Annotated in this window: 13 protein-coding genes and 1 tRNA gene; 9 read left to right on the top strand and 5 right to left on the bottom strand. The window is 44.1% G+C overall.

All coding sequences use genetic code 11. From position 1 onward, the window contains the following. Nucleotides 1-285: 285 nt before the first annotated feature. The 3 genes from Q0081_RS13565 to pruA all read left to right on the top strand — a co-directional run bounded on the left by Q0081_RS13565 (nucleotide 286) and on the right by pruA (nucleotide 4,806). The gene (locus Q0081_RS13565) at nucleotides 286-843 is read left to right on the top strand and encodes a YceI family protein (RefSeq protein WP_298354208.1); all 558 of its coding nucleotides are present in this window, start codon (nucleotides 286-288) and stop codon (nucleotides 841-843) included. Nucleotides 844-952: 109 nt separating this feature from the next. Beyond that, nucleotides 953-3,046: a prolyl oligopeptidase family protein gene (locus Q0081_RS13560; RefSeq protein WP_298354205.1), complete on the top strand. Its 2,094-nt coding sequence runs from the start codon at nucleotides 953-955 to the stop codon at nucleotides 3,044-3,046. Nucleotides 3,047-3,174: 128 nt separating this feature from the next. Beyond that, complete coding sequence (pruA, locus tag Q0081_RS13555) at nucleotides 3,175-4,806, top strand: L-glutamate gamma-semialdehyde dehydrogenase (RefSeq protein ID WP_298354202.1); 1,632 nt, start codon at nucleotides 3,175-3,177, stop codon at nucleotides 4,804-4,806. A gap of 71 nt (nucleotides 4,807-4,877) precedes the next feature. Here pruA and Q0081_RS13550 read toward each other — a convergent pair whose 3' ends face one another. Continuing rightward, the gene (locus Q0081_RS13550) at nucleotides 4,878-7,580 is read right to left on the bottom strand and encodes a glycoside hydrolase family 78 protein (RefSeq protein ID WP_298354199.1); all 2,703 of its coding nucleotides are present in this window, start codon (nucleotides 7,578-7,580) and stop codon (nucleotides 4,878-4,880) included. Nucleotides 7,581-7,697: 117 nt separating this feature from the next. Here Q0081_RS13550 and Q0081_RS13545 point away from each other — a divergent pair, with 117 nt between their 5' ends. Continuing rightward, nucleotides 7,698-8,705, top strand: a complete 1,008-nt coding sequence (locus tag Q0081_RS13545) for an AAA family ATPase (RefSeq protein WP_298354196.1) — start codon at nucleotides 7,698-7,700, stop codon at nucleotides 8,703-8,705. Continuing rightward, a complete protein-coding gene (locus Q0081_RS13540) occupies nucleotides 8,702-9,226 on the top strand; it encodes a hypothetical protein (RefSeq protein ID WP_298354194.1) in 525 nt (174 codons plus the stop codon). Before Q0081_RS13545 ends, Q0081_RS13540 begins: the two co-directional genes overlap by 4 nt. Nucleotides 9,227-9,292: 66 nt before the next feature. Here the strand turns inward: Q0081_RS13540 and purH are convergent, their stop codons facing one another. Beyond that, nucleotides 9,293-10,831 (bottom strand): bifunctional phosphoribosylaminoimidazolecarboxamide formyltransferase/IMP cyclohydrolase, encoded by a 1,539-nt coding sequence (gene purH, locus Q0081_RS13535; protein WP_298354191.1) that lies wholly within the window; start codon nucleotides 10,829-10,831, stop codon nucleotides 9,293-9,295. Between the two features lie 223 nt (nucleotides 10,832-11,054). Then, entirely contained in the window at nucleotides 11,055-11,882 is an 828-nt protein-coding gene (locus tag Q0081_RS13530; RefSeq protein ID WP_298354188.1) for an alpha/beta hydrolase, read from the bottom strand. Between the two features lie 127 nt (nucleotides 11,883-12,009). Between Q0081_RS13530 and Q0081_RS13525 the strand changes: the two genes are divergently transcribed. The 4 genes from Q0081_RS13525 (at nucleotide 12,010) to Q0081_RS13510 (ending at nucleotide 16,898) form a co-directional block, all read left to right on the top strand. Further along, on the top strand, nucleotides 12,010-14,796 hold the full coding sequence (locus tag Q0081_RS13525; RefSeq protein WP_298354185.1) for a DUF1553 domain-containing protein: 2,787 nt from the start codon (nucleotides 12,010-12,012) through the stop codon (nucleotides 14,794-14,796). A 103-nt stretch (nucleotides 14,797-14,899) separates the two neighbouring features. Next, entirely contained in the window at nucleotides 14,900-16,297 is a 1,398-nt protein-coding gene (locus tag Q0081_RS13520; RefSeq protein ID WP_298354182.1) for an MBL fold metallo-hydrolase RNA specificity domain-containing protein, read from the top strand. 79 nt (nucleotides 16,298-16,376) lie between these two features. Next, nucleotides 16,377-16,460, top strand: a tRNA-Leu gene (locus Q0081_RS13515). 39 nt (nucleotides 16,461-16,499) lie between these two features. Beyond that, a complete protein-coding gene (locus tag Q0081_RS13510) occupies nucleotides 16,500-16,898 on the top strand; it encodes a hypothetical protein (protein ID WP_298354179.1) in 399 nt (132 codons plus the stop codon). A 301-nt stretch (nucleotides 16,899-17,199) separates the two neighbouring features. On the opposite strand, the gene Q0081_RS13505 is transcribed toward Q0081_RS13510, so the two are convergent. Both Q0081_RS13505 and Q0081_RS13500 read right to left on the bottom strand, forming a co-directional pair. Next, nucleotides 17,200-17,496, bottom strand: coding sequence for a hypothetical protein (locus Q0081_RS13505; protein ID WP_298354176.1), 297 nt, complete (start codon nucleotides 17,494-17,496; stop codon nucleotides 17,200-17,202). Beyond that, nucleotides 17,496-17,780 carry a hypothetical protein gene (locus Q0081_RS13500; RefSeq protein ID WP_298354172.1) on the bottom strand — a complete coding sequence of 95 codons (285 nt, stop codon included), beginning with the start codon at nucleotides 17,778-17,780 and terminating at the stop codon, nucleotides 17,496-17,498. Before Q0081_RS13500 ends, Q0081_RS13505 begins: the two co-directional genes overlap by 1 nt. Nucleotides 17,781-17,898 lie beyond the last annotated feature (118 nt).

Below are 17,898 nucleotides of genomic sequence, written 5' to 3'. Positions count from 1 at the left end.
TGAATGCATGAAATTTGCCAATCGTTCTGGTTCGCTTATTTCTACTTTCTTTTTCATTTCGCAAAATTGCAATTATTTTAGTTTTGATTCCAAGAAGTTCGGTCGTTCTCTATAACAACCAATGTTTTGGCTCATCAAATTACTCATCACCCCGAACTCAAGCCGTATCATCGAGCGGCGGCTTATACCACGGTTGGTGCTTTTACAACGGCTATTGCGGTGTTCCAATTCCTCTAAAATGTCGGCTTTTATTTATTTTTCATCTCTTTCTATCTGTCGTTCCGCATGAAAATAGTTGTAGCAGGTTTACTTTTTATAGGCATGTTTTCAGGGTTTACTGCGCGTCATAAAAAAATCAAAAGGAAGTTATTCAGCAATAAGAATACTTCCTGGATAAGTTATCAGGGCAAGCATCCCTTTCACAGTTGGAAAGCGATGAATAAAGACATAAGCTGTGTTATCACGTTTGATGAGGAAAATTTTCAAATAGAAACCGTAGCCGTAAGTGCCAAAGTACTCTCTTTTGACAGTAAAAATACGAACCGAGATTCTCACTCACTTGAAATGGTAGAGGCTTTGACTTTTCCTAAAGTCAACTTTACAAGTGCCGATATTAAACAACGTGAAGGTAGGATGGTCATTAAGGGCAATTTGAATTTTCACGGAGTGACCCGTACCGTAAACGTGGATGTAAAGAGCATTACTGAAGGAAACCAAATCAGAATAGACGGCAGTTTTCCTGTCAAATTACAGGATTATCGGGTGAAACGTCCTGCGTTGCTTTTTGTGAAAATCGAAGATGAAATCAAGGTAAATTTTCATTTTGTGTTTTTTACTCAGTAAATACAGCCCTCCTGGTTTGTTCTCAAAATACTATTTTTGGTGTCGTTCTCTGACAAGAGAGCGACATTCTTTATTTTTGCCCAACACTTCATCAAATCAATTGGTATCCATGACTAAATCCTTTCTGTTCTTGGCTTTACTTTCCGCCACTGCCTCTGCCCAAATGACGTATCCCGTAACCAAAAAAATTGACCACGTGGACGAATACCACGGAACAAAAGTAGCCGATCCCTATCGTTGGCTTGAAGATGACCGCTCTGCCGAAACAGGCGCTTGGGTGAAAGCTGAAAACGAAGTTACTTTCGATTATTTGAATAAAATTTCATTTAAAGGCAAGATATTCAGTGATTTAGAAAAGGCGTACAACTACCCGAAATATTCAGCCCCGCGCAAAAAAGGAGATTATTTTTACTTCTACAAAAATAATGGCCTGCAAAATCAGTCGGTACTTTATAGACAAAAAGGCTTGAACGGCACCCCGGAAATTGTACTTGACCCCAATAAGCTTTCGACGGATGGAACGACACGCCTGGGGGTTTTCAGTCTTTCCAAAGATGGAAACTATGCCGTGTGTGGTTTTTCCAAAGGCGGTTCAGATTGGCAGGAATACCAAATCATGGACATGAAAACCCTGCAAATGCTGTCCGACAAAATCGAATGGGTAAAAGTATCGGGAGCATCTTGGCAGGGCAACGGTTTTTATTACAGCCGTTATCCCAAACCCGAAGGAAGTGCCTTGGCCGCTAAAAACGAAAACCATCAGGTCTTTTTTCATAAAGTAGGAACGGCGCAGTCGGCAGACGAATTGGTGTATGAAGACAAAGCCAATGCACAGCGTTTTAATGGTGTGTATGTGAGTGAAGATGAGCAATTTTCGTTTCTGAACATCTCAGACCGCGGCAAAGGAAAAGATGGAAATGCGCTTTTTTATCGCGGAAAAGGCCAGAAGGAATTTACGCCCATTGTGAGTGAAATTACCAACTTCTCTTACAGCATTGTTGAAAATGTAGACGGTGGTTTTTTGATTGAAACCAACGAAAATGCACCCAACAGCAAAGTGTTGTTTTACGAAACAAAGTCAAAAGCTTGGAAGCCATTTTTGCCCGAAAAACCTGAGCCGCTTACCGGTGCAGGATCTGCAGGCGGAAAATTATTCGCAACGTATTCCAAAGATGTCACTACCCGCGTGTATGTTTATGACCTAAAAGGAAAACTCGAAAATGAAGTGAATCTCCCCGGTCTTGGCTCAGCAAGTGGTTTTGGAGGCGAGAAAGAAGATACCTTTGTTTTCTACACCTATACTTCTTTCAACTATCCGCCTACGATTTTTAGATACGATATTGCAACCAAAAAAAGCGCTGTTTTTCGTGAACCTGAAGTGAGCTTTAAACCAACGGATTATGATACCAAACAGGTGTTTTACACGAGCAAAGACGGTACGAAAATTCCGATGTTCATCACTTACAAAAAGGGGATGAAATTGGATGGTACCAATCCTACGATTCTCTACGGCTACGGCGGGTTCAATATTGCTCTAACTCCTTCCTTCAGTCCTACAAGGATTCCGTTTTTTGATCAGGGCGGGATTTTTGCCCAAGCCAACCTACGCGGTGGCAGCGAGTACGGCGAAAAGTGGCACGAACAGGGAATGAAACTCAAAAAACAGAATGTGTTCGATGATTTTATTGCCGCTGCCGAATATCTCATCAAAGAAAAGTATACGTCTTCGGCTCGTTTGGCCTTGCAGGGCGGCTCAAACGGCGGTTTGTTGGTAGGCGCGGTCATCAATCAGCGTCCCGACTTGTGCAAAGTTGCCTTTCCCGCAGTGGGCGTGATGGATATGCTTCGCTTTCATAAATTTACGATTGGCTGGAACTGGATTGCCGACTACGGCAGCAGCGATAATGCCGAAGAATTTAAGGCATTGTTGGCTTATTCGCCTTTGCACAATATCAAATCAGGCGTTAATTATCCCGCTACGCTGATTACCACAGCCGACCACGACGACCGGGTAGTCCCTGCGCACTCGTTCAAGTATGCGGCGGAGTTACAGGAAAAAGCCGCTAAAAGCACTAAAAATCCATTGCTTATCCGCATAGACGTCAACAGTGGACATGGTGCCAGCAATACCAAAAAAGCACTTGAAACTACTGCCGATACGTACGCGTTTATGTTTCAAAACATGGGACTGACCTGGAAGTAGCGGAGTCGATAGTCAATGGTTAACAGTCCACAGTAACTTGTTTACACCGAGGATTTAAATTGACCATTGACTATCAACCGTGGACTATTGACTAATCAACTATCCAAAAATCAACAAATTACCCAACTATGGCTACCGGATTTTTTAACGTACCCGCTCCCAAAAACGAATCTATTAAGTCTTATAGCCCCAATACGCCCGAAAAAGCAGCCCTGAAAGCCGCTTTGGCCGAAGCTCGCAGCAAACAAATTGAGATTCCGATGTACATTGGAAATGAGGAAATAGTGACGGGTGAAAAATATCCTGTTACGCCCCCCCACGACCACCAACATGTATTGGGTTATTACTCCATGGGCGATGCGTCGCACGTAACGAGGGCAATTGAAGCCGCTTTGGCTGCCCGCGAAAAATGGGCTAATCTGTCCTGGGAACACCGGGCGAGTATTTTCTTAAAAGCCGCCGATTTGTTGGCAGGACCGTACCGTGCAGAAGTCAATGCGGCAACAATGCTGGGTCAGTCAAAAAATGCGTACCAGGCGGAGATTGATTCGGCTTGCGAAATGATTGATTTTCTACGCTTTAACGTGCACTACGCTTCTCAAATTTATCGCGAACAGCCTCAATCGTCCGACGGTGTATGGAATCGCCTGGAGCATCGCCCACTGGAAGGGTTTGTGTTTGCCCTGACGCCTTTCAACTTTACGGCAATTGCAGGGAATTTGCCCACTTCAGCGGCTTTGATGGGAAATGTATGCGTTTGGAAACCCGCGCTTACACAAGTGTATGCGGCCAACGTGTTGATGAAAGTCTTTAAAGAAGCAGGCGTTCCCGACGGTGTTATCAACTTGATTTACGTGGATGGTCCCGTCGCAGGGGATGTGATTTTGAGGCACCCGGATTTTGCGGGTATTCACTTTACGGGCAGCACGAAAGTGTTCCAACACATTTGGAAAACCATTGGTGATAATCTTTCCCTTTATAAATCGTTCCCACGGATTGTGGGCGAAACGGGTGGTAAAGACTTTGTCCTTGCTCACTCTTCGGCTGATGCCAAAGCAGTAGCTGTGGGCTTGGTTCGTGGGGCTTTTGAATACCAAGGTCAAAAATGCTCGGCGGCATCGCGAGCGTATGTTCCAGCTAACTTGTGGGAAGACATAAAAACGTACATGACAGCAGATTTGGCAACGATGAAAATGGGCGGTACGGAAGATTTTTCCAATTTTATCAATGCCGTGATTGACGAAAAATCGTTTGATAAAATCGCCAATTACATAGAAAACGCCAAGAAAGACCCATGCGTAACAGTAATCGCCGGGGGCAATTGTGACAAGTCAAAAGGGTATTTTGTGGAACCAACGGTGCTTCTTACTTCTGACCCCATGTATACTACGATGTGCGAAGAGATTTTCGGTCCTGTATTGACGATTTATGTCTATGAACCCAGACAGTTTGAAGAAACGCTCGAATTGGTCGATAAAACCTCTCCTTACGCGTTGACGGGTTCTATTTTTGCCCAAGACCGCTACGCTGTTGAATTGGCAAGCAAAAAATTGGTCAATGCCGCAGGGAATTTTTATATCAACGACAAACCTACCGGAGCCGTTGTGGACCAGCAACCTTTCGGGGGAGCGCGGGCATCGGGAACAAACGACAAAGCTGGCTCTATTCTGAACTTGCTTCGTTGGGTATCTCCCCGCACTATCAAGGAAACGTTCGTTTCTCCGGTGGATTATCGCTATCCGTTTTTAGCGGAGGAATAACAGGTAATGGTTACATACAAAAGCGGCCTCGAATGCTATTTTCGAGGCCGCTTTTGTATAAATGAATGAGTTTACCATTCAAACGAATAGTCTCCGCTGCCTACTTCAAAAACTCCGTTCGTTACTTTTAAATTTTGAGTTTGGGCGAGTTGGTTTAATTTGTCAGCGGTTACGTTTGGTAATTTTATGACTGCCTTCGTATTGGCCGGTACACTTACTTTTAAGGTTGTTTTGCCATCTTTTTGCTCCCAGGCCGAAGAAATTGTTCCGTAAGGGCTTTCGTAAGTGCCTTTTACCGAAGTAAAGCCACCACCGGGTTTGGGTGAAATCGAAAACTTTTTGAAGCCGGCATCTACCAAATCAATTCCTGCCATGTTTTGGTACATCCAATCGCCGATAGCGCCGTAGGCATAGTGGTTATAAGAGTTCATTCCCACATCCTGAAAACTTCCGTCGGGTTTAATACCGTCCCAACGTTCCCAAATCGTAGTCGCTCCCATTTTGACGGGATACAGCCAGGAAGGAAACGTTTCCTGATTCAAAAGGGCGTAGGCAATGTCATTTTTGCCAAAACGAGTCAATACATGACACAGATACGGTGTTCCCAAAAATCCCGTTGTCAGGTGATTACCGTGGTTTTTAATGTCCTGTACCAAACGGTCTACCGCTTGAGGGCGCAAGTTTTCGGGTAATAAATCGAAATGCAAAGCCAATACATAAGCGGTTTGAGTATTACAAACGAGCCGACCGCTTGGCGCTACGTATTCCTGAAGAAAAGCCTTTTTGATGTTGTTGTACAATTCGCCGTATTCCACCGCTTCAGCGGCTTTCCCTATAATTAGAGCCGCTTTTGACGTTAAATCGGCTGAATGCGCAAAGAAAGCCGTAGCGATGAAGTCGTTATCGGTCACGGGTTCACCCATTTGTGGAGAGCCACGGTACGAGAGCCAATCTCCAAAATGTTCACCGTTGGTCCAGAGAAGTTTGGACCCCGCATTTTTTCGGATGTATTCCGTCCATTTTTTCATGGATTCGTACTGCGTTTCGAGCAAACGGCGGTCGCCATACACTTGGTACATCGTCCAGGGAACAATTGTGGCTACATCCGCCCATCCTGATGACGATTTAATACCGTCAGGATTTTTGACTTGCAATACGTCAGGGACGACGTGCGGTACGCCTCCGTTGGGTTTTTGGTCAATCGCTACGTCGCGGAGCCATTTTGTAAAGAACCCTGCTACGTCTTTGTTGAACGTTGCTGTACGGGCAAAAGCCTGTGCATCTCCCGTCCAACCCAATCGTTCGTCGCGTTGCGGACAGTCGGTAGGAACATCCACAAAGTTGCCGATTTGTCCCCAAACAATGTTTTTTTGAAGTTGATTAATGAGCGGTTTGGAAGATTCAAACGTACCGGCATTGGGCATATCCGAATGCACGACAATTCCCGTAATATTGTCTACATCAGGCGTTCCCGGCCAGCCTTCCACTCGCACGTAGCGAAAGCCCATGAAGGTAAAATGAGGCTCGTAGGTTTCGATACTGTCGCCTTTGAGGATATAGTTCAATTCACATTTGGCAGACCGGAGATTGGCCGTGTAGAAATTTCCTTTCTGGTCTAACACTTCTGCGTGGGTTACTCTGATTTTGGTGCCCGCAGGGCCTTGCACACGAAGACGAACCCAACCCACCATATTTTGGCCTAAATCAAAAACAGTCTCGCCGGCAGGAGTTTTAAAAACTTTGAGCGGTTTAATTTCCTGCGTACGTCTTACGGGCGGACCCGCAGGCGCAATCAAGTTGTCTTTGGGATAATCGCCCACTTTTACATTCCACCAGGCAGCTTCGTTGAAACCTACGGATGCCCAGCCTTTTTTCTCCATTCGGGCATCGTACGTTTCGCCGTTGTAAAGGTCGTTTTCGCGGACGGGGCCGTCGTTATTGGCTTTCCAGGTTTCGTCAGTAGCGATGATTTGCTCACTTCCATCTTCGTATTTGATAACTAATTGGCTCAATAAAGCCAGTTTTTCACCCCATACGTTTCGGTTGGTTTCCCAAACCAAATATCCACGGTACCAACCATCGCCGAGCATAGCTCCGATGGCGTTGTTTCCTACCTGTATCAAATTGGTTACATTATAGGTAAAATACTGAATACGTGCCTGATAAGCAGTCCAACCGGGAGAAAGTACGTCTTTCCCAACTCGCTGCCCATTGATGTACATTTCATTCAGCCCGCGACTTGTGACGTACAAGCGCGCCGAAGCAATTTTTCCTTTGGGCTTGGTAGCAAACTCTTTTCTAATCAGCGGAGCAGGTTGCTGTTTTTTTACGTCAAAACCAGGTTTTTCGGGTTCAATCCATTTGGCTTGCCAATCAGCAGCTCCTAAAAGTCCCATTTCGAAAAAATTCACGGCCGACTCTGCCACGTTGCCAAAATTGTCGGTGACTTTCACTTTCCAAAAATACCGCTGACGTGCTTGAAGGTTGGAGCCCTGATAATCTACCAAATGTGAAGCATCGGAAGCCACCTCACTTGAAGTCCAAACCACTGATTTTTTAGAAAACTTTTCATCCTGTGCCACCTGAATTTGATACGACTTTTGCATCGTATTGCGCACGGAAGAAACCAATTTCCAACTAAAACGGGGCAAAATGACGTCGATACCCACAGGATTTGTTTTGTACTCGACCCGAAGCTGCTCCACCCGTAGAGGAGAAGTTTGGGCAAATCCAGCCGTTGACACTAAAATAAGGAATACTAAGAGACGATTCATTCGTTTGGAAATTGATGATTTACCGGATAAAGGAAAGAATAGCTTTAATCTACACGGTTCTGTAGTGTACGGGAGGCTTATAAATTCTTTGTAATATTGTAAAAATTACGAAAAACTATGGCAGACAAGCTCATTGTAAGGGATTTTGGCCCGATTCGGTTCGCTGAAATGGACATCAAAAAAACGACTGTCCTTATTGGGCCACAGGGTAGCGGGAAGAGTACGTTGGCGAAATTAGTGGCGTTAATGAATGACAAGCCTACTCCTGTCCTTTTTCCCGAACTTTATGGTTTTAATATGGAAGGCCAACGTTATGGAATAGGCGGTTATGGGGGAGAGTCAACTAAAATAGATTACGATAGTTTAAAAATTAAATTTAAGGTTGAGGCAAATAAATTTGAATTTCTAAGTCAGCATTTAATGCTACCAGTATTCATTCCTACTGAAAGAATTTTACTTCCTGTTTTATCAGTTTCCATAATGGGGCTTTTGAACAATAATGTAGCCTTACCTAATTTTATAACTGCATTTGGGGCAAAATATGAAATTGCTCGGAAAAATTCTGATGGATTTAAAATTGAATATCTTGATTTAGAGTACAGATTCCGAGGTGAAGAATACTTAGTAAAAAACGGCGTGACTATTAAATTGAGTGAAAGTGCATCTGGCTACCAATCTATTATTCCTTTAAAAATTGTAGTAGAGAATTATTTGCCTGATCATGAAAAGGTCTTTATCATCGAAGAACCCGAACTCAACTTATATCCCACTACCCAAAAAAACTTAATCTACTACTTAGCTGACCGTTGTACTAAAAGCGACAATGAGTTAATGATGACTACTCACAGCCCTTACGTCCTTGCAGCACTTAATAATTTAATCTTTGCTTACAAAGTAGCCAATGAAAAACCCGAACAAGCAGAAGAAGTAGAAAAAGTAATTCCAAGGCATTCATGGCTTAAACCCCATGAGTTTGCTGCTTATTTCGTCGCTGATGGTACAGTCCGCTCTATTATCAACCCCAAAACAGGTTTGATTTCAGAAAATGAATTGGATAGTGTTTCAGATGAAATTGGGGATGAGTTTGATACTTTAATGGACATTTATCGAAGTAAAAAAGAATGAGACAGTCTATTGAAAAAGCTTTTCCGCAGGTAGTAACAGGCGGATGTTTAGAAATAGAGGTTGCCCCCGGATTTGAATTGTTTGATAATCCAGCACACCCACAACGTTGTTTTATCAGGAGAAATCCGGAACAGGACAGGCATTTTTTAGTTAGAAATCCTTTTCGAAAGCCGATTCATTTTTTAGCAATTGATAAATGTGTGTTGAACGATGATGCAGATACTCATTGTGATTGTGCTTTGTTCGATGAACAAACATTTTGCTTTATAGAAATGAAAGACGCAGGAGTGAGAACTCGAAAAAGTCATAGAAAGACCGCTTATCAACAACTCAAATCCACTATATTACTTTTCAGAGATAGAGACGTTTTTCAAAAAACTACTGAAATTGAGGCCATTATCAGTTTTGCAAGTAAGAGCGGTTATCCTGCACGTACAAGCAGTAGTGCAGACGCTGCCCTAATGTTCGAAATAGAATGTAATGCTAAACTTCTGGAAGGAAACGAAAAGGAATTTACATAAAAAGTAAAACAAAAAGCGACAGCCGATTCAAAACCGACTGCCACTTTTTATGAAAAATAACTTTGATTAATGCTTGAAATGCCGTACACCCGTCGTAACCATGGCGACGCCGTGTTCGTTGCAATAATTGATAGAATCTTGGTCACGAATAGAGCCGCCCGGCTGAACCACCGCTGTCACTCCTGCCTGATGAGCAATCTCAACACAATCCGCAAAAGGGAAGAATGCATCCGAGGCCATTGCTGAGCCTTGCAAATCAAAACCAAAGGCTTTGGCCTTGTCAATGGCTTGGCGAAGTGCATCTACGCGCGAAGTTTGACCCGTTCCGCTGGCGATTAATTGGTTTTCGTTGGCAAAAACAATCGTGTTTGACTTGGTATGTTTGCACACTTTCAAGGCAAACTCTAAGGCTTTTACTTCCGATTCGGTAGGTGCTTTGGTCGTTACGGTTTTGAATTGTTCGCCTACTTCCACTACTATATCTTTATCCTGTTCCAATACACCGTTCAGGATAGTTTTGAACATTTTCAAAGGCAATCCAACGATTTTACGTTGGAGTAAAATGCGGTTTTTCTTCGATTGCAACAACTTCAATGCCTCCGGTTCGTAGGCAGGAGCAATCAAAATTTCCATGAACAATTTGTTCAATTCTTCCGCCGTTTCCAAATCAACGGTTGTATTGGTAATCACAACCCCTCCGAAAGCAGAAACCGGGTCGCAGGCCAAAGCAGTTAAGTAGGCTTCTTTGGCAGTGGTTGCCGTGGCTACTCCGCAGGCGTTGGTGTGTTTGATGATGGCGAAGGTAGGTTTCGTACCAAATTCATCAATCAAAGCCACGCAGGCATCTACGTCCACTAAGTTATTGTAAGAGAGTTCTTTACCATGTAATTTATCAAACATAGCCTCCAAATCTCCGTAAAAGGTAGCTGCCTGATGCGGGTTTTCGCCGTAACGAAGCGAATTTTGAGGTAATTCCGTAAACGCGTATATGTTGGTTGTTAGGGCAGGAATGCCTGCTGCCTGTTGCATAAACCACTGATTGATAGCCGTATCGTAATGGCTTGTGGTGGCAAAGGCTTCCTGCGCGTAGCGACGGCGGTCAGAAAGTTCAGTAGCACCTTCCTTTTCGGTCAAAATGCTTAAAATATCGGCGTACTGATTGCGTGACGAAACGATAAGCGAATCCTGAAAGTTTTTGGCTCCCGCCCGAATCAGGGAGATACCTCCAATGTCGATTTTTTCGATAATGTCTTCATCACTGGCTCCCGACGCCACTGTTTCTTCAAACGGATACAAATCAACCACCACCAAATCAATGGCAGGAATGTTGAATTGGGCGGCTTGCGCTAAGTCGCCTTCATCTTCGCGGCGGTATAAAATGCCTCCAAAAACGGCCGGGTGAAGGGTTTTGACGCGCCCGCCAAAAATAGAGGGATACCCCGTCAGGTCTTCTACAGCCGTGACCGGGATGCCCATATTTTCGATGAATGTTTGCGTGCCGCCTGTTGAATACAGCTGAACACCGTGTTGGTGGAGGAGTTTGACAATAGGTTCAAGACCATCTTTGTAGTAGACAGAAAGTAATGCCGATTGGATTTTTTTCATTGGATTGGAACTATGTGACGCTATGTTTAACCTCATCCCTAACCCTTCTCCTTTCTGGAGAAGGGGATTTAAAAGCCCTCTCTTGAAAGGAGAGGGTGGGGTGAGGTTGCCCTGTAAAAAATGAAGCCGCAAAATTACGGCTTTTAGGATTAGAATAAGAAGAAAGAAAAAAGAAAAACAATCAGATTGCCGCTGGTTGTAAGCAATTGAAGGTTTTTTAGGATTAACATTCGCGTTCCAGCCAACCAAGCATGTAATTAAGCACTTCAGTTTTTTGAGGTTCGTTGTGAATTTCGTGGTACATTCCTTCCCATTTTTTATAAGTTACGGGTCCGCTTATTCTTTTGGCAAATGCCTCACTGGCCGGTTGTGAGGTTAATAAATCTTCCGCACCGTGCATGATGAGCGTCGGAATGGGCATTGTACCTGCATAACTGTTTAAGAAAGCTGCCTCTTCCAGAAGACCGATACTGGCCGATGCAGTAATTTTTCCGTGAACCAGCGGGTCGTTTTTATAGGCTTCCACAACGGCAGGATCTTTGGAGATATGGGATTGAACCAACCCGCTGTCTTGGGTAAAACCAGGCACCATCGAGCGCATTAATTTACCAACGGTAACCAAAACAGGCTTTGGCTGAAAAGCCAACTGAATCCATGGTCCCGATACAATCAGCCCTTTTATCGATGGTTTACGTCTTAATACATAATTCAATACCAAATTTCCACCCATCGAATGTCCGTAAAGAAAAATAGGTTTGCCTGCGGATTGGGCAATAACGTAATCCAAAAACACGTCAATATCATAGAGGTAAGTATCATAATCGGGTGCGTGTCCTCGTTTTCCTTCCGATTGACCATGTCCGCGATTATCGAAGGCAAAAAAAGAATATCCATTTTTATTGAAGAAATCGGCTACGTGGGCGTATCTTCCACTATGTTCGCCAAAACCGTGAACAAAGGCAATGCTCGCTTTAGGATTATCCGTTAACCAAGCGCGGCTAAAAAGTTGGAGTTTGTCTTTTGCAGTGAGGGTTTGGGTAGTTTCAGACATGGTTAAGGGATTTTTTTGGAAAGATAGACAAAAACCCAAAACAAGGTAGATGGATTGGGTAAGAAAAACTTAGATAATGTCTTTATAATAAGTTAGGTAGAGCGTTTGTGCATTGATAAAAATAAAAATGAATTCAAAATGGATTTTGACGGGGGCGGCGGCGATAGTACTGTTGAGCTCGTTTTCGTTTTTAGGGATTTTTAGCCATCAAGTGGACTTCAACGATGAGGTGAAGCCCATTCTGAATAAGCATTGTATGGCTTGCCATGGCGGGGTAAAAAAAGCTGGTGGCGTCAGTTTTTTGTTTGAAGAAGATATGTACGTACCTGCCAAGTCGGGTAAGCCGCCCGTGGTAGCGGGCGATGCCGATGAGAGCGAAATGATGCGGCGTATTCTGCTTCCCGAAGGCCACGAAGATAAAATGCCCAAAGAGGGCCCGCCGTTGAAAGAAGAAGATATTGAAACATTGAAAAAATGGATAGATCAAGGCGCAAAATGGGGAAATCACTGGGCTTACAATCGTGTGGGGCGCCCCAAAGTGCCGAGTATTGGTGGTTTTTGGGCAAGATTAGGATTAACTGATGACGATGAAACCCGTTGGGCAAAAAATGACATAGACCGGTTTGCCCTTGAAAAACTCCGCGAACAGGGACTCAAACCCGCTCCCGAAGCCGACCGAGCTATCCTTATCAGACGACTGAGTTTAGACTTGACGGGATTGCCTCCAACTGATGCCCAAGTACAACGTTTTCTCAAAGATACCTCCCCCAAAGCGTATGAAAACTTAGTGGATACGCTGTTGGCATCATCGGCGTATGGGGAGCGCTGGGCAGGAAGTTGGCTGGATTTGGCCCGTTATGCCGATACTAAAGGCTACGAACGCGACCCCGGTCGGACTATTTGGCGCTATCGCGATTGGCTTATCAAAGCGTTCAACGATGACAAGCCCTATGACCAATTTGTGGTGGAACAGTTGGCAGGAGATTTATTACCTAACGCAACAGACGATAACCTGATTGCGACGGGTTTTCACCGCAATACCATGAACAACGACGAAGGCGGTACCCAAGATGAAGAATTTAGAGTGGCCGCTGTGATAGACCGTGTCAACACTACTTGGGAGGTATTTCAAGGAACATCCTTTGGGTGTGTCCAATGCCATAGCCATCCTTACGACCCGTTTACGAATGAAGAATATTACAAGTACTTGGCGTTTTTTAACAATACCCGCGACGAAGACGTGACGAGTGAAACGCCTACGCTGCGTTTTTATAAATCAGAAGATTCAGTAAGGATTAAAAAGGTAGAAGACTGGATTTCAAAACAGACGGGCAATTCGCAACTAAAAACAAAGAGCCTGACAGATTTCCGGCGGTTTGTACGCATCATGGAACCGAAAGTCAATTCGCATGATTTTGACCAACACGTAAATGCATCTTTGCTGGATGCCAAGTATTTTGGAATTCAGGAAAATGGCTCGGCACGTTGGGCCAACGTAACGCTGACGGGGAAAAATCGCTTATTACTCTCTATCAATACAGGTGCAGAAAATGCGTTGCTCGAATTACACCAAGATAGTTTGCGAGGAAAAATTTTGACTCAATTTATCGTTCCTACTGGAAAAGATACGGTATTGATTCTTCCCGTACAGCCAGACGCGGGTAAACATTCCCTATACTGGACGCTGAAAAGCTCTAAAACACCCAAAAATTGGGTACAGATCAAGTGGGCTACTTTTCAGGAAGCCTTACCGGGCAGCACTCAACCCGAATTTGCTGAAATTGAAAAAATGTACTCCGAAATTCTGACGGGCAACGTGGACAATACGCCAATTATGTACGATGGACACGGTGATCTGGCTCGAACAACCAACGTTTTTGTACGAGGAAATTGGACCGTAAAAGGAGCAAAAGTGCAACCCGATGTTCCTCATGTGTTCAAAAGTAGGAGTGAGGAGTCAGGGGAGAGGGGTAAGAATAGAGCAGTCTTCAAAAATCGCCTTGATTTGGCGCGTTGGATGACTTCGCGTGACAATCCACTGATGGCTCGTGTGGCAGTCAATCGGCTTTGGGAGCAATTGTTTGGAATAGGGATTGTGGAAACTGTGGAAGATTTTGGCTCTCAGGGAATTGCCCCTACACATCCGGCGTTGCTGGATTGGTTGGCGGTGGAATTAATGGAGACGAACCAATGGAGCATTAAAAAAACGTTGAAACAGGTAGTTCTTTCGGCCACCTATCGCCAAAGTTCAGCCGTTACGCCCGAAAAATTAGCCAAAGACCCGTACAACAAATGGCTTTCTCGCGGAGCGCGGGTGCGGCTGTCGGCAGAGCAGGTACGCGACCAAATGCTGGCAGTCAGTGGATTATTATCTCGAAAAATGTACGGACGCAGCGTCATGCCGCTCCAACCCGACAATATCTGGCTTTCTCCCTACGACGGTGCCAAATGGCAAATCAGCGCGGGTGAAGACCGCTATCGTCGAGCGCTTTACATCTATTGGAAGCGCACAGCGCCCTATCCTTCCATGGTTACGTTTGATGCCCCAAGTCGGGAATTCTGTCAGGTAAGGCGGATACGCACCAATACGCCGCTGCAAGCGTTGGTTACGCTCAATGATCCCGTATATCTGGAAGTAGCGCACTGTTTTTCTGAAACTATTTCTGCTCAATATCATCAGCCGCAGCAACAGATTCAGGAAGCCTATCGGCGTTTGACCTGTCAATCTATCTCACCAAAGCGATTAAAAGTGTTGACTAACTTATACCAAAGCTCACTTGCATCCTATCGTAAAGACCCTGCTTCCGCGAAAAAACTACTGGCCAATGACGGGGATGCCACTCCCGAGCTTGCTGCCCTGACCGTTACGGCCAATGCCATGCTGAATTTAGATGAAGTAGTGACGAAGGAATAAAACCAAATCCTATAAGGTTTACCTACTCGAATGAGGATAAAACCTTACAGGATTACGTACGAAAATTTGCTAAACTTGGCGAGACAAAAGAATTCCAAACCAGATGAAAATACAATTCTTCGGTGCTGCGCGCCGCGTAACAGGTTCCAAACACCTTATCACAACCGAAAAAGGTACAAAAATTCTGCTTGATTGCGGGATGTTTCAAGGTATCAATACCCAGGACCTGAATCAAAATTTTGGCTTTGACCCCAAAGAAGTTGATTTCCTTGTTCTCTCTCATGCGCATATAGATCATTCAGGTCTGTTGCCTCGATTGGTGCGTAAAGGTTTCAAAGGTCCGATTTATTGTACAATTCCCACGGCTGATTTATGCAATATTATGCTGTTGGACAGTGCCTTTATTCAGCAGAAAGACCTCGAAAGAATCAACGAGCGACGAAAAAGAAAAGGTGAGGAAGAAATAGAATTGCTCTACGACGAAAATGACGTACGCCAAACCCTTCAATTGTTAGTTCCTGTTGAATATCATCAGGATTTTTGGCTCAATCAGGACGAAGTAAAAGTCAGATTTACCGACACCGGGCACATCTTAGGAAGTGCGGCAGTTCATTTAACCATCAAAGACAAAGGGGTTGAAAAGCAGGTGACTTTTTCGGGTGATGTGGGCCGGCTTAATGATAAAATTCTGCGCAGTCCCGAGGCTTTTCCGCAAGCGGATGTGATTATTTGCGAGTCAACTTACGGGAACCGTCTCCATGAACCGGAGCCGGACATGAAGGCGCATTTGCTGCGAGTGGTGCGCGATACGTGTGTCACGCGTGGCGGTAAACTCATCATTCCCGCTTTTGCCATTGACCGTACCCAAGAGTTGATTTACGCCCTTGACCAACTCGCCAATGAAGGCTTATTGCCCCGCCTGAAAGTGTTTATTGATAGCCCTTTGGCCGTTAAATCCACGGCTATCATGCGTAAAAATGATGAATATTTTAACCCCGATATTCTGGAATACATTGAAAAAGACGGCGATGCATTTGACTTTCCGAACCTGTTTTATGTCTCTGATGTGGAGCAATCCAAAGCCATCAATAATTTAAAAGAGCCTTGCGTGATTATTTCCGCATCGGGCATGGCCGAAGCCGGGCGTATCAAACACCACATCAAAAACAATATCCTTGACCCCGACAATACGATTATGTTGGTGGGTTATTGCTCACCCGACAGTTTGGGCGGAGCCCTCAAACGGGGCGATGCCGAAGTGAAAATATTTGGAGAAACGTTTTCAGTAAGAGCTCGTGTTGAGGTAATGGACTCGTTTTCGGCACATGCTGATTATACGGAGTTAATTCAGTTTTTGAAATGCCAAGACCCACGGCAAGTCAAAACACTGTTTTTGGTACACGGTGAATATGAAAATCAGATTGCCTTTAAGCAAAAACTCGAAGCGGAAGGTTTTCGCAACATAGAAATTCCTGAGCAGGGCCAAGGGTTTATGGTTTAAAACTCATAAAATAAAAAATACCCTTCTTTATTGCGAAAATCAGAAACTACGGCTTTCTTTGCACTCCCAAAACAAACACGGCGAAGTGGTGGAATTGGTAGACACGCACGTTTCAGGTGCGTGTGGCTTTGCGGCCATGCGAGTTCGAGTCTCGCCTTCGTCACATCATAAAGGCCTGTGAGTGAATAACTTACAGACCTTTATGATAAAAAAGACAGTAGTGTGGCAGGAGTTTACCACACGACCCATGGAAAAACCTCCCTTCAAAGCGGCCTATCTTCAAAGACCTGCTGATAAATCCCTATCAAAATACTGGTATGTATGCTTCTGGATTTGGTCAGAATCCCAAAATAAATTGATTAGGAAACGTATCACACGTATCACGATAAGCAGCAGCAGTGTAGAGGAGAGTATGGACCTCTATGGCTTTGATTTTAACCTATACGGCTGGAAGCACACCGGAGCCACGGCACTTTTTAAGGCTACCAAGGATTTGATACTTGTGCAGGGCCAATGTGGCCATTCTGATATTAAACAAACGATTGAGTATTTGCGCGTTTTGTATTATGAAAGCCAAATTGAGAAATTCCCAACGATATAAAATTTTGTGTACCAGATGTATTTTTGACTAACATTTTTGGCAGTGGTTCCTGATATCAGATGCTATTACAGAATAGTATTCGTTTTGCATAAAAAAGCCTCATCTCCGAGAAGAAATGAGGCTTTTTTATGGGCAAAAATTACTATTTAAACTGACTCTTATCCACGATAACATTAATGGTGTTTTGAATGTCATTAATAGTGGTTACTGAGATGGTCAGATTTTTATCTGATGTGATTCGGCTGGTAGAGGCTATGTCTTTTTCTAAGCCAGCATTGGTGTCTTCACAAACCCTCTGTGTTTATCTAATTGTTCTGGTACTTGGACTGTATTTTCCTAAAGGGAAACTTAATCCTACGTTGATACCCCAAGAACGATTGTAAATGTCACTGACGGTATTCATCACTTGGGCAAGGCCCCAATTATAGCGTAAATCCGCATTTAACCATACTTTGCGACCAATGGCATAATTGAATCCCACACCCATGGCAGCGCCCGCGTCCACTCCTATATAGGGGCGATTGCTTCCTTCTGGATTGATGGATACACCGCTTTCATTGGTGGCTTTTGCCAAAAATCCGATGTAAGGCCCAAGCATTACCCCTTAGGGCGAAATTGATTTCCCCGACCATTGAGATAATAGGTACCCATGATGGGAATCTGAATATAATCTAAATGGCCTTTAGAAGCGCCATTGGCCGATTGTCCCCCGATTCTTGAATAGAGGATTTGACCATTTACCCCAAAACGACTTTCGCTGCTGTAATTAATGAAGATACCGGCCAAAGCACCCGTTTTCCAATCATTATAAATTGTATTCCCTTTTAACTTAGCAAAGTTATAGAGAACGACAGAACTTCTTGGAATCAAAACTAAAATCATTCCCGCTGTAATACTTTGTGTGTTAACCCTTTTGTCCTGTTATTTTTGTTTTCAAAATCACAATTATGGCAAAAGTAAAAATTGAAATCACAACTGATATAGGCGAAACTGTTTTAGT

Origin of the sequence: Runella sp. (assembly GCF_027484545.1) — a bacterium.
Classification (GTDB): Bacteria; Bacteroidota; Bacteroidia; order Cytophagales; family Spirosomataceae; genus Runella.
This window is presented reverse-complemented; position numbering and strand designations above follow the sequence as displayed.